At 64.1% G+C, this 25,766-nt stretch carries 17 protein-coding genes; 7 read left to right on the top strand and 10 right to left on the bottom strand.

Features of this window, described 5'->3' with window-relative positions; all coding sequences use genetic code 11:
* Window positions 1-187: 187 nt before the first annotated feature.
* A complete protein-coding gene (locus tag LDZ23_RS14930; RefSeq protein ID WP_034473137.1) occupies window positions 188-1,099 on the bottom strand; it encodes a LysR substrate-binding domain-containing protein in 912 nt (303 codons plus the stop codon).
* Window positions 1,100-1,229: 130 nt separating this feature from the next.
* On the opposite strand from LDZ23_RS14930, the gene LDZ23_RS14925 reads away from it, so the two are divergent.
* The 3 genes from LDZ23_RS14925 (at window position 1,230) to LDZ23_RS14915 (ending at window position 4,873) form a co-directional block, all read left to right on the top strand.
* Window positions 1,230-2,384, top strand: a complete 1,155-nt coding sequence (locus LDZ23_RS14925) for a methionine aminotransferase (RefSeq protein ID WP_008354122.1) — start codon at window positions 1,230-1,232, stop codon at window positions 2,382-2,384.
* 22 nt (window positions 2,385-2,406) lie between these two features.
* Complete coding sequence (locus LDZ23_RS14920) at window positions 2,407-3,189, top strand: ABC transporter substrate-binding protein (RefSeq protein WP_008354124.1); 783 nt, start codon at window positions 2,407-2,409, stop codon at window positions 3,187-3,189.
* Between the two features lie 94 nt (window positions 3,190-3,283).
* A complete protein-coding gene (locus LDZ23_RS14915; protein WP_008354125.1) occupies window positions 3,284-4,873 on the top strand; it encodes a DHA2 family efflux MFS transporter permease subunit in 1,590 nt (529 codons plus the stop codon).
* 21 nt (window positions 4,874-4,894) lie between these two features.
* Here the strand turns inward: LDZ23_RS14915 and LDZ23_RS14910 are convergent, their stop codons facing one another.
* The 3 genes from LDZ23_RS14910 to LDZ23_RS14900 form a co-directional block, all read right to left on the bottom strand.
* Window positions 4,895-5,398, bottom strand: coding sequence for a DUF29 domain-containing protein (locus LDZ23_RS14910; RefSeq protein WP_008354126.1), 504 nt, complete (start codon window positions 5,396-5,398; stop codon window positions 4,895-4,897).
* Window positions 5,399-5,425: 27 nt separating this feature from the next.
* The gene (locus LDZ23_RS14905) at window positions 5,426-9,112 is read right to left on the bottom strand and encodes a DUF748 domain-containing protein (protein ID WP_034473136.1); all 3,687 of its coding nucleotides are present in this window, start codon (window positions 9,110-9,112) and stop codon (window positions 5,426-5,428) included.
* A 157-nt stretch (window positions 9,113-9,269) separates the two neighbouring features.
* Window positions 9,270-10,733 (bottom strand): DUF1254 domain-containing protein, encoded by a 1,464-nt coding sequence (locus LDZ23_RS14900; protein WP_008354128.1) that lies wholly within the window; start codon window positions 10,731-10,733, stop codon window positions 9,270-9,272.
* Window positions 10,734-11,145: 412 nt separating this feature from the next.
* Between LDZ23_RS14900 and LDZ23_RS14895 the strand changes: the two genes are divergently transcribed.
* Complete coding sequence (locus LDZ23_RS14895; RefSeq protein ID WP_081851877.1) at window positions 11,146-13,389, top strand: heavy metal translocating P-type ATPase; 2,244 nt, start codon at window positions 11,146-11,148, stop codon at window positions 13,387-13,389.
* On the opposite strand, the gene LDZ23_RS14890 is transcribed toward LDZ23_RS14895, so the two are convergent.
* The 4 genes from LDZ23_RS14890 to LDZ23_RS14875 form a co-directional block, all read right to left on the bottom strand.
* Window positions 13,329-13,811, bottom strand: coding sequence for a thioesterase family protein (locus LDZ23_RS14890; protein ID WP_008354130.1), 483 nt, complete (start codon window positions 13,809-13,811; stop codon window positions 13,329-13,331). The two genes, LDZ23_RS14895 and LDZ23_RS14890, sit on opposite strands and share 61 nt — an antisense overlap.
* A 20-nt stretch (window positions 13,812-13,831) precedes the next feature.
* Window positions 13,832-14,779: an L-carnitine dehydrogenase gene (locus tag LDZ23_RS14885; RefSeq protein ID WP_008354131.1), complete on the bottom strand. Its 948-nt coding sequence runs from the start codon at window positions 14,777-14,779 to the stop codon at window positions 13,832-13,834.
* Window positions 14,780-14,799: 20 nt separating this feature from the next.
* Window positions 14,800-15,729 carry a 3-dehydrocarnitine:acetyl-CoA trimethylamine transferase CdhC gene (cdhC, locus tag LDZ23_RS14880; RefSeq protein WP_008354133.1) on the bottom strand — a complete coding sequence of 310 codons (930 nt, stop codon included), beginning with the start codon at window positions 15,727-15,729 and terminating at the stop codon, window positions 14,800-14,802.
* A 713-nt stretch (window positions 15,730-16,442) separates the two neighbouring features.
* A complete protein-coding gene (locus LDZ23_RS14875; protein ID WP_008354134.1) occupies window positions 16,443-17,393 on the bottom strand; it encodes a choline ABC transporter substrate-binding protein in 951 nt (316 codons plus the stop codon).
* 518 nt (window positions 17,394-17,911) lie between these two features.
* Here LDZ23_RS14875 and LDZ23_RS14870 point away from each other — a divergent pair.
* Both LDZ23_RS14870 and LDZ23_RS14865 read left to right on the top strand, forming a co-directional pair.
* The gene (locus LDZ23_RS14870) at window positions 17,912-20,983 is read left to right on the top strand and encodes an acetoacetate--CoA ligase (RefSeq protein ID WP_008354135.1); all 3,072 of its coding nucleotides are present in this window, start codon (window positions 17,912-17,914) and stop codon (window positions 20,981-20,983) included.
* Window positions 20,984-21,101: 118 nt separating this feature from the next.
* Entirely contained in the window at window positions 21,102-22,079 is a 978-nt protein-coding gene (locus LDZ23_RS14865) for a GlxA family transcriptional regulator (protein WP_008354136.1), read from the top strand.
* Here the strand turns inward: LDZ23_RS14865 and LDZ23_RS14860 are convergent.
* On the bottom strand, window positions 22,076-23,224 hold the full coding sequence (locus LDZ23_RS14860; RefSeq protein WP_008354137.1) for a porin: 1,149 nt from the start codon (window positions 23,222-23,224) through the stop codon (window positions 22,076-22,078). The genes LDZ23_RS14865 and LDZ23_RS14860 overlap by 4 nt on opposite strands.
* A 273-nt stretch (window positions 23,225-23,497) precedes the next feature.
* Here LDZ23_RS14860 and LDZ23_RS14855 point away from each other — a divergent pair, with 273 nt between their 5' ends.
* On the top strand, window positions 23,498-24,814 hold the full coding sequence (locus tag LDZ23_RS14855; RefSeq protein ID WP_008354138.1) for a glycosyltransferase family protein: 1,317 nt from the start codon (window positions 23,498-23,500) through the stop codon (window positions 24,812-24,814).
* Between the two features lie 4 nt (window positions 24,815-24,818).
* On the opposite strand, the gene LDZ23_RS14850 is transcribed toward LDZ23_RS14855, so the two are convergent.
* On the bottom strand, window positions 24,819-25,766 hold the full coding sequence (locus tag LDZ23_RS14850; protein ID WP_008354139.1) for a choline ABC transporter substrate-binding protein: 948 nt from the start codon (window positions 25,764-25,766) through the stop codon (window positions 24,819-24,821).

Below are 25,766 nucleotides of genomic sequence, written 5' to 3'. Positions count from 1 at the left end.
CAGGCGGCGGCTGTCGCAGCCTGTCATCTTTTGTGTGCGGATTGTAGTGGGCCGAATCCTTCGCAGTTCTTTCGCAGATTCCTATTCTTAATACGGAGTTTCCATGAGTCGAAGAAACTCAAACATCGGCCGTTTAGGAATAGTTCTACGTTCTGCAGGATGTGCTTAACCCATAACCCGCAGCGGATCAAAGATTGCGACGAAGATTTTCACGCGTGTGCGCCGCCTCATCGGCAAGCCATTGCGCGAACTGCTGCAACGCGGGCGACGGCGCGGGCCGCTCCGGATACACGAGGTAGTACGCCGCGCCGCTCGGCACGCACAGCGAAAACGGCGCGATGACGCGCCTGGCGCGCAGGTCTTCTTCGATCAGCGAGAGGTCGCCGATCGTCACGCCCAAACCCTGCATCGCCGACGAAATCGCCAGATCGAGCGTGTCGAAATGCTGCGCTTTCGTCGACGGCAGGCCGGCGTAACCGTAAGCGCCGAGCCACAGTAGCCAGTCGCGGCGGTCGCGCGTTGGATGCAGCAGCGTTTTCCCGGCGAGATCGTCGGGTGTTGGCGAGGCGTTCTTCTTAGGCTTCCACAATTCAGGCGCGCAAACCGGCGTCAGCACTTCATCGAAAAGATGATGCACGCTCGCGCCCTTCCCCGACGGCGCCGCGCCGAAGACGATCGCTGCGTCGAACTGCTCCGCGCTGAATTCGACGCCATGCGCCACCGACGCCGTCACTTCCACGACCAGTTCGGGCCGCTCGTTCTGCAGGCGGATCACGCGCGGCAGCACCCAGCGCATCGCGCAGGTCGGGCACTTCACGCGCAGAATGCCGGATTGCGCGCCGCCTTTCGCGAGGGCATCGTCGATCTGTCCGAACGCCTGCTGCAACGGCGCGACCAGCAACGCGCCATGATGCGTGAGCGCGAGCCCGCGCGCCTGCCGCGTGAAAAGCGCATAACCGAGATGCGCCTCCAGCCCGGCGATCTGACGGCTGACCGCGCCCTGCGTCACGTTCAGCACCTCGGCCGCGCGCGTGAAATTCAGTTTCTGCGCTACCACCAGAAAGGTTTTGAGCACGTCGAGGGAAGGCAGGGGTTTCATCGGGTTTTTGACATATAGCCATGATCTGCAAGCATGGCTAGTATGACAAAGTTTCGATTGTCCGCGCTTTATTGCTGCGGTTGAATCGACGGCAGATTTTCGTCGAACCGCAATTCCGGAGACATCCGCCGTGCAAAGCGCCTGCATTCCCGAGTCGAAGCTGCCGAACGTCGGCACGACCATTTTTACCGTCATCGGCCAGTTGGCTGACGAGCATCACGCGCTCAACCTGTCGCAAGGCGCGCCGAACTTCGCGTGCGATTCGAAGCTCATCGAAGGCGTCGAGCGAGCCATGCGGGCAGGACATAACCAGTACTCGCCGATGTCCGGCGTGCTCGCGCTTCGCGAAGCCATCGCCGTGAAAACGCAGAAGCTCTACGGCGCAACCTACGATCCGGGCACGGAAGTCACCGTCGTCGCGAGCGCGAGCGAAGGCCTGTACGCGACGATCAGCGCGCTCGTGCATCCCGGCGACGAAGTGATTTACTTCGAACCATCGTTCGACAGTTACGCGCCGATCGTGCAGTTGCAGGGCGCGAAGCCCGTCGCGATCAAGCTCTCGCCGCAGGATTTCCGCATCGACTGGGACGAGGTCGCCGCCGCGATCACGCCGAAGACGCGCATGATCCTCGTCAACACGCCGCACAACCCGACGGGCAGCGCGTTCACATCCGCCGACGTCGAGCGGCTCGCGGCGCTCACGCGCGACACGAAGATCATCGTGCTGTCGGACGAAGTCTACGAGCACGTCGTATTCGACGGCGCGCTGCATCACGGCATGGCGCGTTATCCGGCGCTGGCCGAGCGCAGCGTCATCGTGTCGTCGTTCGGCAAGTCGTATCACGTAACGGGCTGGCGCGTCGGCTACTGTCTCGCGCCCGCCGCGCTGACGGCGGAAATCCGCAAGATTCACCAGTTCATGACCTTCTCCGCCGATACGCCGATGCAAATGGCCTTCGCCGAAGCGCTCGCGGATGAATCGAGCTATCTGAATCTCGGGCCGTTCTATCAGCACAAGCGCGATCTGCTCGCAGAATCGCTGAAAGCATCGCGCTTCGAGTTGTTGCCGAGTGCGGGCAGTTTCTTCATGCTGGCGCGTTACGACGCGATTTCCGATCAAGGCGACAGCGATTTCGTGCTGCGCCTGATTCGCGAGGCGCGCGTCGCGACGATTCCGCTGTCGGCGTTCTATACCGACGGCACCGACAACCGCGTGATCCGTCTTTCGTTCGCGAAGGACGACGACACGCTCATCGAAGGCGCGCGCCGCCTTTGCTCGATCTGACGATTTCCTGGAGACCAACACGATGAAACTGAACCACATCGCCAGCGCGCTGTTCCTCGCATGCACGTTCACAAGCGGCGCCGCGCTTGCCGCCGATACGCTGCGCTTCGGCCTCGAAGCGCAATATCCGCCGTTCGAATCGAAATCGTCGACGGGCGAGTTGCAAGGGCTCGACATCGACGTCGGCAATGCCGTGTGCGCCGCCGCGAAAATGCAGTGCAAATGGGTCGAGACCTCGTTCGACGGCCTGATCCCCGCGCTGCAGGGCCGCAAGTTCGACGCGATCAACTCGGCGATGAACGCGACCGAGCAGCGCCGCCAGGCGATCGATTTCACGACGGTCGTGTATCGCGTGCCGACGCAGCTCATCGCGAAGAAGGGCAGCGGCATCGAGCCGACGTCGGCATCGCTGAAGGGCAAGAGCGTCGGCGTGCTGCAAGGCTCGATTCAGGAGACGTTCGCGAAGGCGCACTGGGAAAACGACGGCGTGAAGGTCGTGCCGTATCAGGATCAGAACCAGGTCTACGCCGATCTGAAGTCCGGCCGTCTCGACGCGACGCTCGTGCTCGCGCCCGCGGGACAGAGCGGCTTCCTGTCGAAGCCGGACGGCGAAGGCTTCGCGTTCGCCGGTGCGCCCGTGCGCGACGACAAAATTCTCGGCAGCGGCATCGCCTATGGCATCCGCAAGGGCGACGATGCGCTCAAGACCAAGCTCAACGCGGCGATCGAGAAGGTCAAGGCGGACGGCACCATCGACAAGTACGCAAAGAAGTATCTGGGCGATATCGATATTTCGGCGAAGTAAGCAGCTTTTTTTGAGCGCAGGCACACTGGCGGCTTGATCTTTTCCGGCCGCCAGCCGCGTCTTGCAAGCTGGCGGCCTCAAGCATGGAAGCCGCATGAGCACGCCGACGACGCCCAAACCCGCCGCCGCACCGTCACCCTCACCGTCCGCGCCACCGCCGCTCGAAGGCGGCAAGCTCGTTCTCGCCACCTTCGCGGTGGCGCTCGCGACGTTCATGAACGTGCTGGATTCGTCGATCGCCAATGTCGCGATCCCGACGATCTCCGGCAATCTCGGCGTGTCCGTCAACGAGGGCACGTGGGTCATCACCGTGTTCGCGGCGTCGAACGCCGTCTCCATTCCGCTGACCGGCTGGCTCACGCAGCGGCTCGGGCAGGTGCGTCTTTTCGTCGGCGCGATCCTGATGTTCGTGCTGTCGTCGTGGCTGTGCGGGCTCGCGCCGAATCTGCCGGTGCTGCTCTTCGCGCGCGTGTTGCAGGGCGCGGTCGCCGGGCCGCTGATTCCGCTGTCGCAGGCGATCCTGCTCGGCTCGTATCCGAAAGAGAAGGCGTCGATGGCGCTCTCGCTGTGGGCGATGACCGCGACCGTCGGCCCGATCGCCGGTCCCGCGCTCGGCGGCTGGATCACGGACAGCTATTCGTGGTCGTGGATCTTCTATATCAACATTCCGGTGGGCATCTTCGCGGCGGGCGTGACGTGGATCATCTACCGCGACCGCGAATCGCCGACGCGCAAGGCGCCGATCGACGTGATCGGTCTTCTGCTGCTCGTCTCGTGGGTCGCTTCGCTGCAGATCATGCTCGACAAGGGCCGCGATCTCGACTGGTTCTCGTCGCCGCTGATCGTCGTGCTGGCGATCGTCGCGGTGATCGCGTTCGCGTTCTTCGTCGTGTGGGAGCTGACGGACAAGAATCCCGTCGTCGATTTGCGGCTTTTTGCCGGGCGCAATTTCTTCGGCGGCACGGTGGCGATTTCGGTCGCGTACGGCGTGTTCTTCGGCAATCTCGTGTTGCTGCCGCAATGGATGCAGCAGTATCTGAATTACCGGTCGATCGACGCCGGGCTCGTCACCGCGCCGCTCGGCATTTTCGCCGTGATCCTCGCGCCGATCATGGGCAAGGTGCTGCCGCGCAGCGACGCGCGCATCATCGCGACGGCGGCGTTCGTCGGCTTCGCGTTCGTGTTCTGGCTGCGCTCGAAGTACGTGATCGAGATCGATACGTGGCATCTGGTCTTGCCGACGCTGCTGCAAGGCATTCCGATGGCGATGTTCTTCGTGCCGCTCACGGCGATCGTGCTATCGGGCTTGCCGCCGTCGAAGATTCCCGCGGCGGCGGGGCTGTCGAATTTCGCGCGGGTGTTTTGCGGCGCGGTAGGAACGTCGCTCGCGGGCAATGCGTGGGACAACCGCATCGCGCTGCATCACGAGCGGCTCACCGAGCAGGCGAATGTCTACAATCCGGCGTTTTTGCAGTCGCTCGGGCTATCGCAATCGACGCTCGACGTGAGTGAAGCGCAGGCGCGCGGCATGTTCAATTTCACCGTCAACTCGCAAGCCGCGATGATGGGACTCAACGATATCTTTCTGATCTCGGCGGTGATCTTCATTCTGATCATTCCGCTGATCTGGATTACGAAGGTGGCGAAGGGCGGGGGTGGCGGGGCGGCGTCGGGGGCGCATTGAATGATGCTCGCGCCCCGGGTGCTATTCGGGCAGAAAGCCCTCCTCCAGCACTGACGACATCGGCCATGGACAGCTTGCGGGAAACGTATCGAAGTCGATACCTGTCTCCGCTTCGGCCTGAGTCCGCGCTTTCGACCAGACCAAGTCGAGCCACTGAACATCATCGAAGCGTCGCCGCAAGCTCGGTGCTTCATTCAACACGAACAACGCCTCCCTTCGCTGCGTGCGAATGGTACTCGTCCAACTCCGGCTTCGGCACTCCGGCTGAAATTGCCATTTGAGCAAATGCGCGAGCAGTACCGCCAATCTGCTTCGCAGCTCGCGTGATTCAGTTTTTGCCACGTCCTCGATTTCCTCAGCGATATGCTCGATATCGATGGACGCAAATTTCCCCGCACGCAGCAGCGCCGCCTGTTCCCAGGCCCACGCCACCACGTCCTTCTCATAAGGCGTTCCCATCGGCTGACTCCCGTTCTCTTCATCGTTCCCGGTGTCGCCGATATTAGTTTGCATTCCTTTGTTCATCCAGATCGTCCGTTTGGCCAACGCTCGTCACTTCAGCCCCAGTTCGACGCGCGAACCCGCGCCCTTGTCCTTGATGTCGTCCGCGTTCATCTTCGGCGCGACGACGAAAATCCGTTTGCTGTCGATTTTCCCGTCGAAATATTCCTGCACCGCCTGCGCTCGACGCTGCGCCAGATCGCGCAACGATCCTTCGTCGACCGGTGCGTTCTTCGTGAGCGCGGCTTTCATGTCCTCATCGGGCACCGACTTCGTCATGCCGATGAAGTTCGTCGGCTTCTTGAAATCGGCCGACTTGTACGCCTTCGTCAGATACTTGTCGTAGTCCGCGTCCGTCACCTTGATCGCGTTCCAGTCGACGTTCTCGCCATTGCTCGACATGTCGCGCACCTTCGCGCGCTTCACCTGTTGATCGAGCCACGCGGAACGCAACGCCGGCTCGTCCGTCTTCGGATCGACGCGGCCCGTCACGTCCAAGCGCACCGACGGCTTGTCCGCCAGCGCCTTCGCGATCGTATCGAGCTTCTTCTGCGCGGCATCGTTCAGCGTGGCCGAGCCCGCATCGAATTCGATGTAGTTGAGATCCTCGCCGCCGCCGCCGCCGAACGCATGCGCGAGCAGCGTGAACGGCGCGGTCACCGCCTTCTGCACCAGATTCACGATAGCCTGCCACACGAGCCCACCGATCGAAAACTCGGGATTGTCCAGCGAGCCGGAAATCGGAATATTGACATCGATCTCGCCGCGCGAATTCTTCAGCAGCGACACCGCGAGCCGCACCGGCAGCTTCGTCGCCGTCGGATTGTCGACGTGATCGCCGAACGTCAACTGATCGATGAACAAGTGATTGTTCGCCGTGAGCTTGTTGTCGGCGAGCATGTAATGCAGATCGACGTTGAGCTTGCCCTTCGTGATCGGATAACCCGCGTACTTCGACGAATACGGCGTGAGATTCGTCAGCTCGACGCCATGCGCGCTCGCGGTCAGATCGAGCGCGGGTTTCTCGATGAGCGGATTCACCTGCCCCTTGATCGACACCGGCCCGTTCGCCGCGAGTTTCGCCGACACGTCGACGGGCGCGGACGTGGTCGAATGCGTGCCGAACGCGCCGATCGTCCCGTTGATCGCAACGAGATTCGCGGTGTAGTTCGGCTTGATGAAGTTATCGGTGTAAGTGACGCGGCCGTCCTGCAGCACGAGCTGGCCGAAGCGCATGTTGATCGGCGGCCCCGACGGCTTCGCCGCCGTCTTCACCGGCACCGTCGCGCTCGCAGCGGCCGGCGCGGACGCGCCCTCTTCCTTCGCACGGTCGCGCGTCACCGATTGCGGGCCGTTGTCGCCGGCCACGACGCTCTTGAGGTTCAACCTGCCCTGCGCGTCGAGCAGCACCCGACCGTAGAACTTGGCGAAGGTCACGCGCGCCGCTTCGACATCGGTGCCGCGCTCGCTGTAGTCCGCCTTCACGTTCGAGAGCGAGAGCAGCTTCCAGCCGGCGAAGCGGTCGGAGGTCGCCTTGTCGAGCATGCGTACGTCCGTCAGCGACACGTCGCCCTTATAGGACGCCGCGAGCGTCTTGCCGCTGCCCGACATCGCGACGTCGCCGTTCGCGTTCAGATACGCGCTCGTCACGTCGATGTTGAGCATGTCGCCGAAATACGGCTCGAACGCGGAGGCGTCGACCTGATCGCCCTTGACGTGCAACGCGAGCTTGAGCGGCGACACCGTGACGTTGCCGCCAATCGCGAGCGCCCCCTTGCCGTTCAGCGTCAGCTTGCCGTCGACGGCGAGCGGTTTCGTCAAATCGTCGCCGAACTGCCTGACGTTGAGCGCGAGCGGCGCGACGCGCAGCTTGACCGGCTTCGTCGTGGTTTCATCGGTGATATTCGCCGATGCATCGGCGAGCGCGATCTCGCCGATCCGATACCGCCACGCCGGCCCCGCCGCCTGCGCCTTCTGGATCCTGCGCGTCGCCGACTGCTCGGGCGCGGCTTCGTGCGGCGCGGCGAGCGCGGCCAGATCGATGCTGCCGTCCTTGCGGCGCGTCGCATCGAGCGCGAGGCCGTTCAATTGCACGCTGTCGAGCGTCGCGTTGCGCGCGGACACATCGACCTTGGCGATCTTCGCCGTCGCCGACGCCAGCTTGATCGGCGCGCCGCCGCCCGCGTTGGGCGCGAGCGTGAGCGCATCGAGCTTCACATCGCCCGCGCCGATTTGCACGCCGCCATCCGCCTTGCTCCAGTCGACCGACACCGGCAGATTCGCGCCGAGCGTGCCGCTCGTCACGCGCGCGGCCACCATGTTCGCGAGATACGGCTGCAACGGCGGCAGCGCCAACGCGCTCAGCGCGAGCTTTGCGTCCGCCGTTTTCGTGGCGAGCGTCACGTTGCCCGATGCATCGAGCGCGCCGCCCTTGTCGAATGCCGTCTTGAGCGTGTATTTCGCGGGCGTTTTGGCAAGCGTCGAGAAATCGTCGAGCGTCACGGCGAAGCCGGTCAACGCGGCCTCAACACGCTGTTTGAGCAACTGGTCGTCGAGCGCGATCCGGCCGTCTTGAATCGCGAGGTGGCGAATCGCCAGATCGAGCGGCGGCGCTTCCTTCTTGACTTCCTCCGCTAAAGGCTTCGGCGCGGGACCGGCCAGCTTCTGCACGTTCAGTTGACCCGTCGAATCGCGCGCGAGATGGACATCCGGATTCGACAGCGTCACTTCGTCGAGGTGATAGACATCGCGCAGCGGCTCGGCATTCGCGATCTTCACGTGCAGCGCGCGGGCCGCGATGAGCGGCGCGCTCGCCTTGTCCGTCACCGCGAGATCGGCGAGATCGGCGGTGCCGTCGATGCGGATCGTCGGGGTATCGCCCGAGATCGCGAAGCGCACGTTGAGATCGGTCGAGAGCTTGCCGCTCTTCACCGCGACCGGCACCGACGCCGGCGCGTAAGACGCCATCTGCGGCACGTCGAGGCCGTCGAGCCTGAGCGCGATTTCCGATTCGCGCGACTGCGCAAACGGCTTCGTGCGACCCTTCACGACGAGCGGCGAGCCGTCGATGCGGGCCTGCAACAGCGGGGTCACGAAGATATCGGTGGCGGACGGCAGCGTCGCGATGAACGGAATGCCGAGCGCGAAACGGTCGACGACGTGCTTCGTTCTCAGAAGCCTGTCATCGAACGTGATCTGGCCGTTTTCGAGCTGAATGTTCGATACCGAGAAGCGCGCAGGCTTGTCCGAAGGCGGCGACGATGGCTTCGCGAACTTCGCGATCAGATCGGAGAAATTGAAATGCTCGCCGTCGAAACGCACGACGCTGATACGCGGCGAATCGATCTTCAGTTCGTTGACGACCGGCGCGAGTTTGAACACCGACGCCCACGACGTACGCACGACGAGCCTCGACACATCGACAAAACCGGCCGCCGCGCCCGGCGCCTTCGCGAGATTCGCGGGCGATTCGCCGATATGGACGTCATCGGCTTCCAAATCGAGCGTGTACGGATTGAGCCAAATACGCCTGATGCTGACGGGCCGGTCGAGCTGCTTTGCGAGCTGTTGCTCGGCGATATGTCGGATAACCGGCGGCGCGACGAAGAACCCGAGCACGCCGATAACGAGTATCGCGATCAGCAAGCCGATGAAAAAGCGCCGCGTGCGCCGCGCGTGAACGACGCCGCGCAGCGTCTGCCCGGCGGAGGCGAGAGAAGACTTCGTGATGCTCGACATTCGATGCGCGACGACGAGCCGCCGTCCCCGGAAAGATGATGTTCGAGTATACGACGATGCGACCCGCAAACGTTCGCCAAAGCGTGCGTCAAACACATGAAGGCCGCGAAAAAATCGCGGCCTTCATGTTCGATTCAACTGTTTGCGCGCAGCGGAATCACTGCCGTTCGACTGACGGCGGCGCCCACGAGCCGTCGCTCGCCTGCGGCTTGGGCGCATAAAGACGCATCGTGAGCTGGAACTGGCCTTCGGGCGCGGGCAGCCAATTCGCTGTCTGCGCGCGGCCCGGCGACTTCGCCGACACGATCACGTCGATGGAGCCATCGCGATTCTTCTTCAGCCGGTCGCGATCGGAAAGCGAGAGCCGCGGCAGTTTCGCATCCGAGAGCGCCCCGTCCTTCGTGTAGGCGGTCAGGGTCCAGAAGCCGCGCACCGGCGGCAGTTGCTCGGGCTCGAAGTGCAGCGTGTACGCGTTCGCGCCGTCGAGTGCGTGGCCTTCGCTGTCCACGTGCGTCACCGGCTTCACTTCGCCTTCCTTCGTGCTCGTCGCGGTCTGCCGGCGCGCAAGATAGGCGCGCAACGTGTAATCCGTACCGTAGACGCCGACGCCATCGCCGAACCAGGTCCAACCGTTCTTCGTGATCGCGTTGGGCGGCGTCGTCTCGAGCCGCTCGCGTGCATCGGCGAGACCGGAATCGAGCAGCGGTGCGTCGGTCTTCTTGAACTGCACCGGCTCGCCCGGCTTCACGCCGAGATCGGCGAGCTGGCTGATCGCGTGACTGTCGTCGGTGGCGGCGGGATTGTCGTCGAGCGAGCGGGCGAGGCGCGCGAAGAACGCGTTCGCATCGAGCGCTTCGGCCTGCGCGCCCGGCGCGATCGTCGCCAGCGCGGATGGCAGCGGCGGCACTGCGGGTTGCTTCGCGCCGTTCGCGGGCCACGCGCCGGAGACGACCGGCGTCGGATCGGCGGCGGAGCCTTTCGCGGGCGTCAGCGTGTCGATTCGCATCGCGGTCTGCAGCTTGCGCGCTTCGCGCACGTCGCGCGCGCCGTTCACGCGCACGCGCACCGAAAGCCACACGTAACGTGTGCGCGTTTCGACGCGCGTCGCGTTCGCGGGCAGCGTGCCGGTCCAGCCAGCGGGCACGAACGCGATGAGCTGCATCTTCGGATAGGGCGTCGTGTCGGCGCTGGAATAGAGCGCGTTGGTCCACGCATCGAACGCGCGGGCGTCGAGATAGCGGCCGCGCGGCGCGGCGGGCAGCGTGACGATCACCGGATCGGCGGACACATCGAGCCATGCCGACGATTCGAGCGTGTCGACGCTCGCCCAGCCCGGCGCGCCGGCGGGCGGCAGCGCGTTCGCGTGACGGAAGGTGTTGAGCGGCGTCTGGCCGGGCTGCCCGGCGCGGCCGCTGGCGCGTTCGCGCGCGATATCCGACGCGACGAGCGGAAAGCCGAAGGTATAGGCATCGGCGACCTGATTCTTCACCCAGCCCGTGCTGGTCGCCTTGACTTCGGGCTGCTTGGTCGCACAGCCCGAAAGGACCGCCGTGCCGGCGAGACTCACGCTCATCCAGATTGCGGTGTTGAGCGGAAACGTCCAGCGTCGCTTGTTCTTCATTCGAATGGAAATCCAGTTCTTCTTTCGATTTGGGTTCTCGCACGCATCTTCGTAGGAGCGATGCGCGGCACGCCCGGAAGCGTATCGGCGCCGCTGCCACTCCCCGCGCGGCGCGCCACGAGCATTATCTCGAAATTCGGGTTTTAACTTATCCGCTGACGATAGGCAAGATTAAGTCAGCAAAAGCGCTGCGGCATGCCGAAGAATGCACCAGATGCCGGTCAAAAGCACTGAATGGCGCGCTTTTCGTCCTTCGAATACGGTCTTCTCGTAGCATTTCGCGCTCCCGCGCGGCGGGACTCGACATTGCACGACGCGCTTCATTCAGGCCTTGACCTTCCAGTCATTGGAAGGTCGATACTGTTCCTTATGTGGGATCTTCGCGATCCCGGCCAGAACGGAGCGTTTCGATATGTCCACAGCAGCATCCGACCATCCGCGGACCGCGGAGTTGTCCGTCAGCGGGATGACGTGCGCGTCGTGCGTCGCGCGCGTCGAGAAAGTGCTTAAACGCGTGCCGGGCGTCGAAAGCGTCGCGGTCAATCTCGCGACCGAGAAGGCGACCGTGCACGCGAGCGCCGCCGTCACCGACGATCAGCTCGTCGCCGCCGTCGCCAAAGCCGGCTACGAGGCCGCGCCGATCCTGCCCGACGCCGCGCCGGAGCTCGCCGTTTCCTCCGGATTCGATCGCGAGCTCGCGGCCGTGCTCGCGTCCGCCGTGCTCACCGTGCCGCTGCTCGCGCCGATGTTCGGCCTCACGCTCGACCCGTGGCTGCAACTCGCGCTCGCGAGCGTCGTGCAGTTCGGCTTCGGCGCGCGTTTCTATGCGGGCGGCTATCGCGCGATGCGGGCGTTCGCGGGCAACATGGATCTGCTGGTCGCGCTCGGCACGTCGGCGGCGTGGGGCTTGTCCGTCTGGCAGATGTTCGCGCACGGCGGCATGACGGAGCATCTGTTCTTCGAGGCGTCGGCGGTCGTCATTACGCTGGTGCGCTTCGGCAAATGGCTGGAAGCGCGCGCCAAGCGCCAGACCGCCGACGCGATCCGCGCGCTCAACGCGCTGCGTCCCGACAAGGCCCGCGTGCGCGACCGCGACGATCCGGCGCGCGAACGCGAAGTGCCGCTCGCTCACGTGCGTATCGGCGATATCGCCATCGTGCGGCCGGGCGAGCGCGTGCCGGTGGACGGCATCGTGCGCGAGGGCCGCACGCACATCGACGAATCGCTGATTACCGGCGAAAGCCTGCCGGTCGCGAAGGAACCCGGCGCGCGCACGACCGGCGGCTCGATCAACGGCGAAGGCGTGATCGCGATCGAAACCACGGCGATCGGCGCGGAAACGACGCTCGCGCGCATCATCCGGCTGGTCGAATCGGCGCAGGCGGAGAAGGCGCCGATCCAGCGGCTCGTCGATCGCGTATCGGCGGTGTTCGTGCCGGCAATTCTCGCGATCGCGCTCGTCACGCTCATCGGCTGGCTGCTGCACGGCGCCGATGCAGAAACGGCGCTGCTGAACGCGGTCGCGGTGCTCGTGATCGCGTGCCCGTGCGCGCTCGGCCTCGCGACGCCGACCGCGATCATGGCCGGGACCGGCGTCGCGGCGCGTCAGGGCATTCTCATCAAGGACGCGCAGGCGCTCGAACAGGCGCACGCGATCAAGATCGTCGCATTCGACAAGACCGGCACGCTGACGGTCGGCAAGCCGGGCCTCGTCGCGTTCGATGCCGCGCCGGGGCAGGATCGGAGCGCAGCGCTCGGACTCGCCGCCGCCGTGCAGCGCATGAGCGAGCATCCGCTGGCGAAGGCCGTCGCCGCCGCCGCGAGCCACGCACCGCGCTTCGAGGCGAGCGCGGCGCGCGCGGTCGCCGGACGGGGCGTGGAGGCGAACGTCGGCGCGCGGCGCATCGCGATCGGCAGTGCGCGCTGGGTCGCGGAACTGGGTTTTGACGTGCCGCCGACGCTCGCCGCGCGCGCTCGCGAACTCGAAGCGCAAGGGAACACGATCTCGTGGCTGATCGATCTCGACGGAGAAGTCCTCGCGCTGCTCGCGTTCGGCGATACCGTCAAGCCGACCGCGCGCGATGCAATCGAACGTCTTGCGCGCATGCGCGTGAAGAGCGCGCTCGTCACCGGCGACAACGAAGGCAGCGCGCAAGCCGTCGCGCGCGCGTTGGGTATCGCGCCGGAACGCGTGTTCGCGCAGACCTTGCCCGACGACAAGGCGCGCGTCGTCGCGCAGCTCAAGGCGTCGAACGAAGGCATCGTGGCGATGGCCGGCGACGGCATCAACGATGCGCCCGCGCTCGCCGCCGCCGATATCGGCATCGCGATGGCGAGCGGCACCGACGTCGCGATCGAGGCGGCCGGCATCACGCTGATGCGCGGCGATCCGGCGCTCGTCGCGGACGCGATCGATATTTCGCGGCGCACGTATCGCAAGATTCAGCAGAATCTGTTCTGGGCGTTCGTCTACAACCTGATCGGCATTCCGCTCGCGGCGTTCGGCCTGCTCGATCCGATGTTCGCGGGCGCGGCGATGGCGTTTTCGAGCGTGAGCGTCGTCACGAACGCGCTCTTGCTGCGGACGTGGCGCGCTCAGGCCGGCGCGGCCGCTGACGAAGCGCGCGCCGGCAAGCCGATCACGCGGCCCGCGTAACGCGCGTCCTTCGGCGCGACCGCAGGTTCGGCGGCGATGCGCGCGGCGATGTCATCATCGAACGATGCGGATTTCGGCGCGCCGCTCGAATCGATGTGCATCAGCATCTGCTCGCACGCGCAAACGGCCTCCGTCGTGTCGCCTTCGAACATCTCCATATAGAGATGCACGCGCTTTTTGTCATGCGCGATCACGCGCCACTCGACGCGCACCGGCGCGCCCTCCTTGATCTCGCGCAGATACGTGACATGCGCTTCGAGCGTGTAGAGCGTGCGCTGGCGTGCGCGGCGGCCCGCGTCGTCGAGACCGATGCGGTCCATGAAGGCATCGGTCGCGAGGCTGTAGATCAGCATGTAGAACGCGTCGCGCAGATGGCCGTTGTAGTCGACCCATTCGGGTTTGACGGTGTCGCGATAGGTCATCGTGGTGCCTTGCGGTTCCGTTAGTCTTCGATCCCGTGACGCGCTTTCGCCTGCGCGATCGCCTCGATCACGCTGGCGATGCAGTCGTCGCGATAACGCTCCAGTTCCTTGATGCCGCGTCCGTTCGTCTGATTCGACGTACCGTCGACGACGCGGTCGATGAGTTCGTCGGTCAGTGTCGGCGCGACGAGTTTCGTCCACGGCAATTCGAGCGCGGGGCCGAACTGCTGCATGAAGTGTCGCATGCCCGCTTCGCCGCCCGCCAGCGTGTAGGTCAGGAACGTGCCCATGAACGACCAGCGGATGCCCGCGCCGTAGCGGATGGCGTCGTCGATTTCGCCGGTTGTCGCGACGCCGTCGTTGACGAGATGCAGCGCCTCGCGCCAGAGCGCTTCGAGCAGCCGGTCCGCGATGAAGCCGGGCACTTCCTTCCTCACGCGCAAGGGCCGCATGCCGATGGACGCGTAGAAGCGCATCGCGGCATCGATCGCTTCGCCGGATGTCGCTTCGCCGCCGAGCACTTCGACGAGCGGCAGCAGATACACCGGATTGAACGGATGCCCGACGACGCAGCGCTGCGGATTCACGGCGCGCGCGTAGAAGTCGGTCGGCAGAAGGCCGGACGTCGACGACGCGATGATCGCATCGGGCTTCGCCGCGCGGCTCGCGCGTTCGTGCAGCGCGAGCTTGAGTTCCTCGCGTTCGGGCGCGCTTTCCTGGATAAAGTCGGCATGGGCGACGCATTCCTCGACGGTATCGACGAAGCGCAATCGTTGTTGCGACGCGCCCGGTGCCAGTCCGACGCGCTCGAGCGCCGGCCACGCGTTCGCGACGTTCGCGCGCAGTTGCGCTTCGGCGCCGGGCGCGGGATCCCACGCGGTGACGTCGAGTCCTGCTCCGAGGGCGCGCGCCACCCAGCCGCTGCCGATCACACCCGCGCCGAGCGCGGCGAATTGCTTGACTTGCATGTCTTCGTGTCCTTGTCGGTTCAGGCGAATTGTTCCGCGATGCGTTTTTCCAGCAGGCGTTCGCCGCGCGCCGGGAGGCCGAGCTTCTTGCGGCCTTCCGCGGGCGTGAGCGCGCGTGCGCCGAGCCGCTCGATGATTTCCACCGCGCGCTGGACGAGCGCGCCGTTGGTCGCGTGCACGCCGCGATCGAGCCACAGGTTGTCTTCGAGACCGACGCGCACGTGTCCGCCGAGGAGCATCGCTTGCGCGACCATCGGCATCTGCATGCGGCCGATGCCGAAGCCGGCCCAATGCGCGCCGGGCGGGAGGTTATCGACCATGGCTTTCATCGTGCCGGTGTCGGGCGGTGCGCCCCACGGAATACCCATGCACAGTTGAAAGAGCGGCGGGTTGTCGAGCAGGCCTTCTTTCAGAAGTTGATTGGCGAACCACAGATGGCCCGTGTCGAAAATTTCCAGTTCGGGCTTCACGCCGAGTTCCTGGATGCGTTTGGCGCCGGCGCGCAGTTGCGCGGGCGTCGATACGTAGATGTAGTCGCCGTCGCCGAAATTGAGCGTGCCGCAGTCGAGCGTGCAGATTTCGGGCAGCAGTTCTTCGACGTGCGCGAGGCGCGTGAGGCCGCCGACGAGGTCGGTGCCTTTGCCGAAGCGCATCGGGTCTTCGCCGGCGCCGATCTCGAGGTCGCCGCCCATGCCTGCGGTGAGGTTGATGATCACGTCCGTGTCCGATGAGCGGATGCGGTCTACCACTTCGCGGTATAGCGCGGGGTCGCGGCTGCCTCTTCCTGTCTTCGGGTCGCGAACGTGGCAGTGGGCGACGGTGGCGCCCGCGCGGGCCGCTTCTATCGCTGCTTCGGCTATTTGCTTCGGCGTGACTGGGATGGAAGGGTGCTTGCCGGTCGTGTCGCCAGCGCCGGTTACAGCGCAGGTCACTATCACTTCGTAGTTCATTTTCGATGTCCTTTAGGGTTCCTGTATTTTTTCTTCGGCTTTCGTTAAGTCCTGATTTCGCGTCGGTCTATTAGCACTGCCCCTGTGCGGGGCGGCACTCACTTTCTTTGCTGCTGCAAAGAAAGTAAGCAAAGAAAGCAGCTTCCGATACGCCCGCGGTCACACGCAATTTGGGTAGTCCTCTCGTCGTTCGTGGGCTGCCTAAAGAGTGCCCTCAAACACCTAATCGGGCTTGGCTCGCGCACGGTCTGCCTCGTCGCACCACACACCAAACTGGTTCAGCACCAAATAGCTCCGGCCCGCTTCGCGGCCGACCGGTCAATCGGGTCCGCGCGTGCTTCGCTACTAACGTCTCAATCTCGCTGCACTTGCCGCACGTTGGTTTCCCTTGCATACCGGGCGGCAGCGCGTAGCGCTGTGCCGGAGCCATTTCGTGCCGAACCAGTGTCCTCAGCGTTTTCGGGCGGCAGACCGTGCGCGATCCAAGCCCGATTAGGTGTTTGAGGGCACTCTTTAGGCGAGTGCCGCCTGTGACGAGAGGACTACCCAAATTGCGTGTGACCGCGGGCCTGAAAAGCTGCTTTCTTTGGTTACTTTCTTTGCAGCAGCAAAGAAAGTGACTGCCGCCCCGCACAGGGGCAACGCTAATAGACCGACGCGATAACGGGATCCGGCAACAACAACGAGACCCGGCAACAACAACAAGAAAAACCTCAAAGCCCAAGGTATTGCCGAACCGCCGGCAGCCCATCCTTACCATCAAGAGTCTTCACGCCTGCGAGCCAGGCATCCAGCACCTGGGGGTTCTGCTTGAGATAGGCCTTGGCCGCCTCCTGAGGCCGCTCCTTGTTCATCACCGGCTGCATGAGCCGATTCTCGAGATCCGTCGTAAAGCGCAAATTGGAAACGAACTTCCCCGCATTGGGACAACGCGTCAGAAAATCCGTATTCGTCAGCGTATAAACGCGCGCTTCTCCGTAGTTCGGCCCGAACACGTCATCCCCGCCGGAGAGGTAATTGATCTTCATCTGGATGTTCATCGGATGCGGCTCCCAGCCAAGAAACACCACCGGCTTCTTCTCGCGGATCGCCCGCTCGACCGTCACCAGCATCCCCGCCTCGCTCGACTGCACGAGCTTGAACCCGCCCAACCCGAACTGATTCGTGTCGATCATCTTCTGAATCTTCGCGTTCGCACTGCTGCCAGGCTCGATGCCGTATATCGTGCCGCCCAGTTCGTCGCGATGCTTCGCGATATCCGCGAACGTCTTGATGCCCGCGTCATACGCATAGCTCGGCACGGCGAGCGTCGCCTTCGCGCCCGACAGATTCGGCGGCTCCAGCTTCTCGATGCTCTTCGCCTCCAGAAACGGCTCGACCGCCTTCTGCTGCACCGGCCACCAGTAGCCAAGCGACACGTCGATCTGCTTGCTCTTCAGCCCCGCGAGCGAAATCGGCACCGAGGCGACCGTCGTCCGCGGCGCATAACCGAGCCCCTCGAAGACGACCGACGCAAGCGCCGTCGTCGACGTGATATCGGTCCAGCCGATATCGACGAAGCGCACCGTGCGGCAACTCGCGTCCTCCGCGCGCGCACTCTGAGCGACGGCGAACGCCGCGCACGCGCCGGCGAAAAACAGTGTTGGAATCAGGCGTTGTCTCATTGCGAGGCTTCCGTTGAGGGTTGAACCGATGCGCCAGTTCGAATGCCGGCGTGCATACAAAGTACCGCCGCATAAAAGCGCCCGAACGCCCGCGTGCGACCGCGAGTTGACTGCTTGCGACCTGCGTCGCTTGCCGCTTCGCGCACGCGCCTTCGCATCCGCGTCTCGGCAAGATTGAAAGCAAATTGAAATCATGACTTCCTGCTCATATTCGAAAACTTCGCACCATGGCGTAAACACGCATTGGAATGAAAAAACGTCGCGAATTCAGTAGTTTTTCCGCTGTTCGGTATCCGAAGCATGGCCGTCGCCGTTGCGCAAGATCAATCTTTGCCGAAACGCCACGGTCTCTGTGGTTGGTCGCACATAGCGCCGACTTCCGGCCGGGTAATGTGCGGGAAAGAGATAGCTTGTCTCGGCAGTGACGCGGCTTCAGGAAATGCGATGGAGTTAGCCGCGAAGCTCGCCGATTACATAGCCGTTCGACACACGTCGCCCAAAACCAAGGTGCCTGGATAATGGACCGTCAAGACGCCATCCGAGAGAGCGCGCGGCTCTACGCGCGCGAACCGCTTTACCTGCCTTCCGCCGAACAGATATCCGCATCGCGCATGACGGCCTTCACGCAGGCCTTCGAAAAGGCAACCGGCGAGCGCTTCGCCGATTATTCGGAATTGCATGCTTACTCAGTGCGCGAATATCGCCAATTCTGGAAATGCTTTCTCGAATCGGCGCGCGGGCTCGAATGGTCGGGATCCGATGAACCGGTCTGCATCGGCAACCAATGCGAAACGGCACGGTTCTTTCCCAACATCGAACTGAATTACGCAGAAAATCTGCTCGGCAAACGCATCGCGCCCGACGACGCTCCCGCGATCACCTCCTGCTTCGCCGACGGACGCCGCATAAGCTATACGCGCGGCGAGTTGCGCGAGCGCGTCGTGCGCCTCGCGCAGACGCTCTCCGAGCTCGGCCTGAAGGAAGGCGATCGCGTGGTGGCGATCATGCGCAACGACTGCGACGCGATCACCGCCGCGCTCGCCGTGACCGCGCTCGGCGCAACGCTTTCGACAGCCGCGCCGGAAAACGGCGTGCAGGCGATTCTCGACCGCTTCGCCCCGCTCGATCCGAAGTTCATGTTCGCGCACACGATGCAGCGTCCGTTCGACACCGGCGGCTCGCTTTCGGGCCACGTCGCGGCGGTGGCCGCGCAACTGCCGACGCTCACGGACATCGTCTGTCTCGAAGATACCGAACTGCCCAGCACGGTGACGCAGCGTCAGCACGAGTTGCGCTCGCTGATCGCGCGCGGCGACGCGATGCGTTTCGACTGGAAGCGCTTCCCGTTCAACCATCCGCTCTTCATCATGTTTTCGTCGGGCACGACCGGCAAGCCGAAATGCATCGTGCACGGCGCGGGCGGCACGCTGCTCGAACACGTGAAGGAGCATCGCCTGCACAGCGATTTCGGTCCCGGCGACAAGCTCTTTTTCCACACGAGCTGCTCGTGGATGATGTGGAACTGGCAGATGTCGGTGCTCGCGTCGGGCGTGGAGATCGTCACTTACGATGGTCCCGTCGCCGCCGTCGACACGCTCTGGCGTCTCGTCGCGAACGAGCGCGTGACGGTCTTCGGGACGAGTCCCGCCTATCTGAAGATGAGCGAGGATGCGGGCATCGAGCCGGCCGGACAGTTCGATCTCTCGGCACTACGCGCGATGATGTCCACCGGCGCCGTGCTCTACGACTCGCAGTTCGAATGGGTGTACCAGCACGTCAAGCAGTTGCAGTTGCAATCGATTTCAGGCGGCACGGACATCATCGGCTGCTTCGTGCTCGGCAACCCGAATCTGCCCGTCTATGCGGGCGAAGCACAATGCCGGAGCCTCGGCCTCGACGTGCAGGCGTTCGATCAGGGCGCGAGCACGATCATGCCGGGCGAGCTCGTCTGCACGAATCCGTTTCCGTCGCGACCGCTCGGCTTCTTCGGCGACGACGACGGCTCGCGCTTTCACAAGGCGTATTTCGCGGCGAACGAAGGCGTGTGGACGCACGGCGACGTCATCGAGTTCTCGCCGCAAGGCTCGGCGCGTCTGCACGGCCGCAGCGACGGCGTGCTCAATGTGCGCGGCATCAACGTGAGTCCGGGCGAAATCTATCGCATCCTGAGCGAGATTCACGAGATCCGTCATGCGATGGTCGTCGCCCAGACCGGCGCGAACGCGGGCGATGCGGGCCAGCGCATCGTGCTCTTGCTCGTGCTGCGGCCGGGTGCGCAACTGAATGCGGCGCTCGCCGCGCGCGTGCGCCGCGATCTCACGCGACAAGGCTCCGCCGCGCTCGTGCCCGATGTGATCGTGCAGGTCGACGGCTTGCCCGTCACGCACAACAACAAGCCGTCGGAAGCGGCCGCGCGCGATGCCGTCAACGGCCTGCCCGCGCGCAACGTGTCGTCGCTCGCCAATCCCGAGTGTCTCGATCAGATTCGCGAGCATCCGTCGCTTACGCGCGTGAAGCGCGATCTGCCCGCGCCGGGCGATTCGATCGGATCCATCGAGGCGTATCTGTGCGCGCTCTGGGAACAGCATTTCAGCTTCTCGCCGATCGGCCGCGACGACAACTTCTTCGAGCTCGGCGGCCACTCGCTGCTCGCCGCGCGGATGCTCGCCGACGTGCAGCGCGCGACCGGCCGTGCATTGCCGCTATCGACGATGATCGTCGCGCCGACCGTCGCGCGCCTCGCCGCCGTCCTCGCATCCGAACCCGGCGCGCGCACCGCGGACTCGACGCTCGTGCAAATGCGTGCGGGCGTCGGCCGGCCGATCTTCATGGTGCACAGCATCACCGGCTCGGTGATGGAGTGCCTGACGCTCGCGGGCATGGTGCAGAACGAGCGGCCCGTGTACGGCCTGCAGGCGCTCGGCCTCGACGGCGATGAAGCGCCGCAGCACAGCGTCGAAGAGATGGCGCGCGGCTACGTGCTGCGCATCCGCGAAGTGCAGCCGAGCGGTCCTTATGCGCTCGTCGGCTATTCGTTCGGCGGGCTGGTCGCGTTCGAGATCGCGCAACAGCTCGTCGCGGCGGGCGAGAAGATCGAGATGCTCTGCCTGCTCGACACGTACATTCACACACATTGTCTGCCCTTCACGCTGTGGACGCGGTATCAGGCGGGCGTGCTCGTCGAACGTCTGCGCGAGTTGCGCTCGCTCAACGCCGGCGCGCGCCTCGGCTTCGTGCGCGGCAAGGCGGCGGCGATGACCAACCGCGTGCGCGGGCGCATGGGCAGGCCGACGACGCACCGGCAATCCGACGACGTCGCCGATCTTCCGCCTGTGCTGCGGCGCGTGCGCGAATCGATGAGCGCCGCGATGGCGACCTACAAGCCGCGACGTTATGACGGCGGCCCGATCGTCTACGTGCGCGCGACGATGCTCGACGACTCGCGCAGCGATCCGCTGCCGGTCTGGCAACGCGTCGCGAAGCACGGCGTGCGCGTGATGCCGGTCCTCGGCAGGCACACCGATCTCGTGGTGGAGCCGCACCTGAGCACGGTCGCCGCGACGCTCACGAACGCGCTCGCGAGCGCCTGAACCGCATCTTCGAGCAGTGCAATCCGGCCGCCCTTCGGGGCAAGCCGGATTGCGCGCGTTTTTTGCGCGCGCTAGGGTGGACGGCTTCTCTCATCGACGAGCCTTGCCAATCGATCCGATGTCCGCGCCCCACGATTTCCATTTCCTGCTGCTGCCCGAGTTCTCGTCGATCGGATTCATGTCCGCGATCGAGCCGCTGCGCGTCGCCAATCGCTTCGCGGGCGATCTGTATCGCTGGCACATTCTCAGCTTGGACGGCGGTCCGGTCGCCGCGAGCAACGGCATCACGCTCAACGCCGAAAGCGCGTTCGATCAGGTCAACGACGCGCGCACCGTGTTCGTCGTGTCGGGATTCGAGCCGCTCTCGCGCTACACGCGCGCGATCGGCGACTGGCTGCGGCGCCTCGATCGCGCGGGCGCGACGCTCGGCGGCATCGACACCGGCAGCTTCATCCTCGCGGAAGCCGGGCTGCTCGCGGGCACGCGCGCGACGCTGCACTGGGAAGCGGCCGCTGCATTCACCGAGCGTTATCCGGCGATCGCGACGAGTCAGGAGCTGTTCGAGATCGACACGCGGCGCATCACATGCGCGGGCGGCACGGCATCGATCGATCTGATGCTCGACGTGATCGCGCGCGAACACGGCGCGGAGTTGGCGGCGCAAGTGTCGGAGCAGTTCGTGCTCGGGCGCATCCGGCAGCGCTCGGATCATCAGCGGATGCAGATCGCCGCGCGTTACGGCATCCACAATCGCAAGCTGATTCAGGTGATCGAGCTGATGGAGCAGCATATGGAAGAGCCGCTGTCGCCCGATGCGCTCGCCGAATCCATCGGCGTGACGCGGCGTCAGCTGGAGCGGCTCTTCTGTGCATCGCTGAAGGACACGCCGACGCACTTCTATCTCGGCCTGCGTCTCGTGCGTGCGCGCGAGCTGCTTCACCAGACCGACATGTCGATTCTCGCGGTGTGCGTCGCGTGCGGCTTCGAATCGCCGTCGCATTTTTCGCGCACGTATCGCGCGCGCTTTCAGACGAGCCCGCGGCAGGATCGAAGCGCATTGCGCGCCGTCCCGTCCGCGCGGCTCGCGGCGGCTTAGAACGAGTGACGCATGCCTACGCGCACGTCGGCCTGCGTATTCGACGACGACGGCGTGAAGCTGTAGCCGATGACTGCATCGATGGGGCCGGACGCGCGCAGATAGTCGCCCGAGATATACACGTCGGTACGTTTCGAAAGCAGATAGTGCAGCCCGAGCGAGCCCTGATTCCAGTGATTGCCTTCGAAGCGCGTGTGCTGATAGCCGCCGTAGAGATTCAGGTCCGGCCTGAAGCTGTATGACGCGCCGCCTTCGTACACCTGCATGTGCGAGGTCTGGCCGAGGCCCTTGATCGTCGTGTAGGTGAAGTTGCCCGATAACATCAGGTTGCCGATGGTCCATGCCGCGCCCACGGCGAACGCGCCTTGCTTGTCGACGGGAAACGAGGTCGAGCTATAGAGATCGGTGACGGCCCCCGTCGCCGGATCGACCGATACCGTCGGCTGGCCGAGGAAGGTGCGCGCGCCGATCATCGCGTACGGATCGAACGCGTAGATGCCGTTCGGATTGTTGAGTTGCGTATAGGCCGCGCCGACGTTGAAGGTGTTCGCCGCATAGTGCGCGCCGACGCTCCACGCGCTGTTGCGATGGAAGTCGCCCGCCTGATTGCCGAACGAATACATGCCGCCGAAGGTGAAGCCGCCGATGTCGTTCGACAGGAACTTGATCGAGTTCGGCAGACGGTCGCCGTTCATGCGGTCGAAGTCGCCCTGGTGAATGGCGTAGCCGCTCGCCCACGCCGAGATGTTGTAGAGGTAGACGAACTCTTCGGTCATATCGAGCTGATTGCCGAGCGAGACGGTGCCCCACTGGTTCTTGAGGCCTACGTAGGCTTGCCGTCCGAATTGCGCGCCGCCGAAGCCGAGCTGGCCATTGCCGAGATGAAAGCCCGATTCGAGCACGAAGACCGCCTGCAATCCGCCGCCGAGATCTTCGGTGCCGCGAAATCCGATGCGGTTGCCATAGGAGATGCCGTCGTCGAACTTCACGACATGCGAGCCGCCCGTGTTGCTGACCCAGGTGACGCCCGCATCGAGAATACCGTAGAGCGTCACGCTGCTTTGCGCGTGCGCCGTCATCGGCATGTTCGCCGCGCCCGCTGCGAACGCGAGGCCTGCGATCCTTGCGGCATGTCTTTTTCTCATGTGCTGGTCCTTTGCTCGTCTCGATGTGTATTGCGTTGGAATAGGCGATGAAGCATCGCGTCGACGTCGTAAAAATAAAGGTCCATATATGCGCCGGCTCGACCCGGTGCGACGCAAATCTGTCTAGTTGCGACTACTGCAACATCGTGTTTCGCGTCAATAGAACGAATTCGTTTTCGGACATGCCCGATATGCGCGGCAGGGCTCGGCTCGCATACTTCGGAATCTGTAAAAAACCCGCATTACTCAAGCCTTGTTTCGGATTCGAACGACATGACTACCCGCTGCCTGAGCATCCATCAGACCGACGCACCCGAAGTCCTGACCAATCACAAGCACTACGCCGCCCGCATGGGCTACGAGCACGCGAGCATTTCGATGGCGGGCATGCCGTGCCCGTCCCAGCGTTTGTTGCTCAAGTACGAAGCGATCCTGCATCACTTGCGCCGGATGCCCGAGATGGCGCTGCTCGTCTGCATGAGCGAAGACTGCATCGTGCTCAACATGCTCCCGGTCGAGCCCATCGCAGAAGGCAGGCAGCACGCGCTCATGGCGGTTTCCGGCAACGACGACGGACGTCAGACGGCCGTGCAGATCTGGCGTAATACGGTCGAGGTGCGCAACCTCATCGTGTGGTGCATCGGGGAATGCAAGATCGGCAAAGCGCCGCAAAACGAAATCGCGATGCTTGCAGGGCTCGACTACATCGAGCCGCACGGTGAACGCGGCGGCATCATGGCTACGATGCACTGCGGTCCGCGCTACGATCCCATCTGGACGCAGTACCCCAACCTCTGGACCATCGTGCTCGGCGAGGAAGCGATCTACGGTTTCATCCCGGCGAGCTTTCGCAACGCGCTCGCCGAACACATCAACGACTGTCAGCAGAAGGGCGTGCCGCTGTTCCAGCTTCCGGCGCAAAGCGAAACGCCGCATGAAGAGTTCAGCGTCTATAACCCCGGCAAGTCCATCGCCTTCATCACGTACTACACGCCCAACGTGCGTGCGTACGGCGCGATCGCCGAGCAGAACATGCGGCGCTATTGCGAGCGCCACGGCTATACGCTTTACGTCTATCGGCAGACGCCCGCCGAAGGCGTGCCCGGCGCGACCGGCACCTGGCTCAAGCCGTGGTTCCTGCGCAAGCATCTGCCGCATCACGACTGGGCGATCTGGGTCGATGCCGACATCCTCTTCTTCGATCAGCGCAAGCCGATCGATCCGCTGCTGGACGGGCGCGACATTCTCGCGGCGCACGATATCGGGCCGTGGATCATCAATGCCGGCGTGCTCGGCTTTCGCCGCAAGCCCGCGGTCCTGGCGTTCGTCGACGAAATCCACGAGCATGTCAGCGCCGCGCCCGACAAATCGAGCACCTATGCGAACGGCGGCGATCAGACCATCATCGCGAATCTGCTGACGGACCGTCTCGGCTGGAAGCTTGAACACGGCCTCGACTGCCTGAGCATCAATACGCCGTGGTACTTGCACCAGGCGGACAGCCTGATGCTCCACTTCATGGCGATCCAGACGCCGATGCGCGCCGTCGTGATGGCCGCACAGGAACGCGCGAGCATTCAGCTCGGCTGATCCCTCACTTCACGCCGAGCGCGGTCTGAACGGCTTCCAGGCCGTTTCCGCCGCTCGCCGTGGTCACGCCGTCCAGCCACGATTTCAGCAGCTCCGGATGACGCTTCAGCGCATCCGTGGCCGCTGCATCGACATTCGTTTTCTTCTCCAGCACATCCGTGATGACGCCGTTCTCCAGATCGACGTTGAACGCCATCTGTTTGAACAGCCTGCTCACGTTGGGGCATTGCTGCTCGTAGCCGCTGCGCGCCACGGTGTTCACCGTCGCGCCGCCATAGTTGGGGCCGAAGTATTTGTCGCCGCCATCGAGATAGGCGAGCTTGAACTTCGTGTTCATCAGATGCGGCTCCCACGCGAGAAACACGATCCACTTCTTGTCGCGCACCGCCCGCTCCACTTGCGTGAGCATCGCGGTTTCGCTCGATTCGACCAGCTTCCAGTCGCCGAGACCGAAGGCCTTGTCATCGACCATGCGCTTGATGTTCTGATTCGCCGGCGCGCCCGGTTCGATGCCGTAGATGCGGTTATCGAACTTGTCGGCGTTCTTCGCGAGGTCCGCGAACGAATGCACGCCCGCCGCCGCCACATAGTCCGGCACCGCGAGCGTGAACTTCGCATTGGAGAGATTCGGGCGCACGACGTCGATCGATTTCTCTTCGAAGAACGGCTTCACGAGCGGCGCCTGCGCGGGCATCCAGTTGCCGAGAAACACGTCGATCTGCCCTTTCTTCATGCCCTGATACGTGATCGGCACCGACAGGTTCGCGACGTTCTGCCGATAGCCGAGCGCCTTGAGCACGATGCCGCTCATCGCATTGGTCGCGTCGATATCGGTCCAGCCCGGCCCCGCCATGCGGACCTGCGTGCAGGACTGCGGCTCGGCGGCAAACGCATGCGAAGCCACGCAAGCCAGCGCGGCGGCGAAGAGCGCGTGGATGAAGCCCTTTTTCAT

Origin of the sequence: Caballeronia zhejiangensis, from assembly GCF_022879815.1 — a bacterium.
GTDB classification, from domain to species: domain Bacteria; phylum Pseudomonadota; class Gammaproteobacteria; order Burkholderiales; family Burkholderiaceae; genus Caballeronia; species Caballeronia zhejiangensis.
The sequence above is the reverse complement of the archived record's forward strand: the minus strand, read 5'-3'. Positions and strand labels throughout refer to the sequence as shown.

What these genes read in the sequence shown, in the direction of transcription:
- LDZ23_RS14910 (WP_008354126.1), bottom strand. Translation starts at nt 5,398, where the DNA reads ATGAACAAAGGAATGCAAACTAATATCGGCGACACCGGGAACGATGAA.
- LDZ23_RS14905 (WP_034473136.1), bottom strand. Translation starts at nt 9,112, where the DNA reads ATGTCGAGCATCACGAAGTCTTCTCTCGCCTCCGCCGGGCAGACGCTG.
- LDZ23_RS14895 (WP_081851877.1), top strand. Translation starts at nt 11,146, where the DNA reads ATGTCCACAGCAGCATCCGACCATCCGCGGACCGCGGAGTTGTCCGTC.
- LDZ23_RS14920 (WP_008354124.1), top strand. Translation starts at nt 2,407, where the DNA reads ATGAAACTGAACCACATCGCCAGCGCGCTGTTCCTCGCATGCACGTTC.
- LDZ23_RS14855 (WP_008354138.1), top strand. Translation starts at nt 23,498, where the DNA reads ATGACTACCCGCTGCCTGAGCATCCATCAGACCGACGCACCCGAAGTC.
- LDZ23_RS14885 (WP_008354131.1), bottom strand. Translation starts at nt 14,779, where the DNA reads ATGCAAGTCAAGCAATTCGCCGCGCTCGGCGCGGGTGTGATCGGCAGC.
- LDZ23_RS14915 (WP_008354125.1), top strand. Translation starts at nt 3,284, where the DNA reads ATGAGCACGCCGACGACGCCCAAACCCGCCGCCGCACCGTCACCCTCA.
- LDZ23_RS14875 (WP_008354134.1), bottom strand. Translation starts at nt 17,393, where the DNA reads ATGAGACAACGCCTGATTCCAACACTGTTTTTCGCCGGCGCGTGCGCG.
- LDZ23_RS14850 (WP_008354139.1), bottom strand. Translation starts at nt 25,766, where the DNA reads ATGAAAAAGGGCTTCATCCACGCGCTCTTCGCCGCCGCGCTGGCTTGC.
- LDZ23_RS14890 (WP_008354130.1), bottom strand. Translation starts at nt 13,811, where the DNA reads ATGACCTATCGCGACACCGTCAAACCCGAATGGGTCGACTACAACGGC.
- LDZ23_RS14860 (WP_008354137.1), bottom strand. Translation starts at nt 23,224, where the DNA reads ATGAGAAAAAGACATGCCGCAAGGATCGCAGGCCTCGCGTTCGCAGCG.
- LDZ23_RS14870 (WP_008354135.1), top strand. Translation starts at nt 17,912, where the DNA reads ATGGACCGTCAAGACGCCATCCGAGAGAGCGCGCGGCTCTACGCGCGC.
- LDZ23_RS14930 (WP_034473137.1), bottom strand. Translation starts at nt 1,099, where the DNA reads ATGAAACCCCTGCCTTCCCTCGACGTGCTCAAAACCTTTCTGGTGGTA.
- LDZ23_RS14865 (WP_008354136.1), top strand. Translation starts at nt 21,102, where the DNA reads ATGTCCGCGCCCCACGATTTCCATTTCCTGCTGCTGCCCGAGTTCTCG.
- cdhC (WP_008354133.1), bottom strand. Translation starts at nt 15,729, where the DNA reads ATGAACTACGAAGTGATAGTGACCTGCGCTGTAACCGGCGCTGGCGAC.
- LDZ23_RS14900 (WP_008354128.1), bottom strand. Translation starts at nt 10,733, where the DNA reads ATGAAGAACAAGCGACGCTGGACGTTTCCGCTCAACACCGCAATCTGG.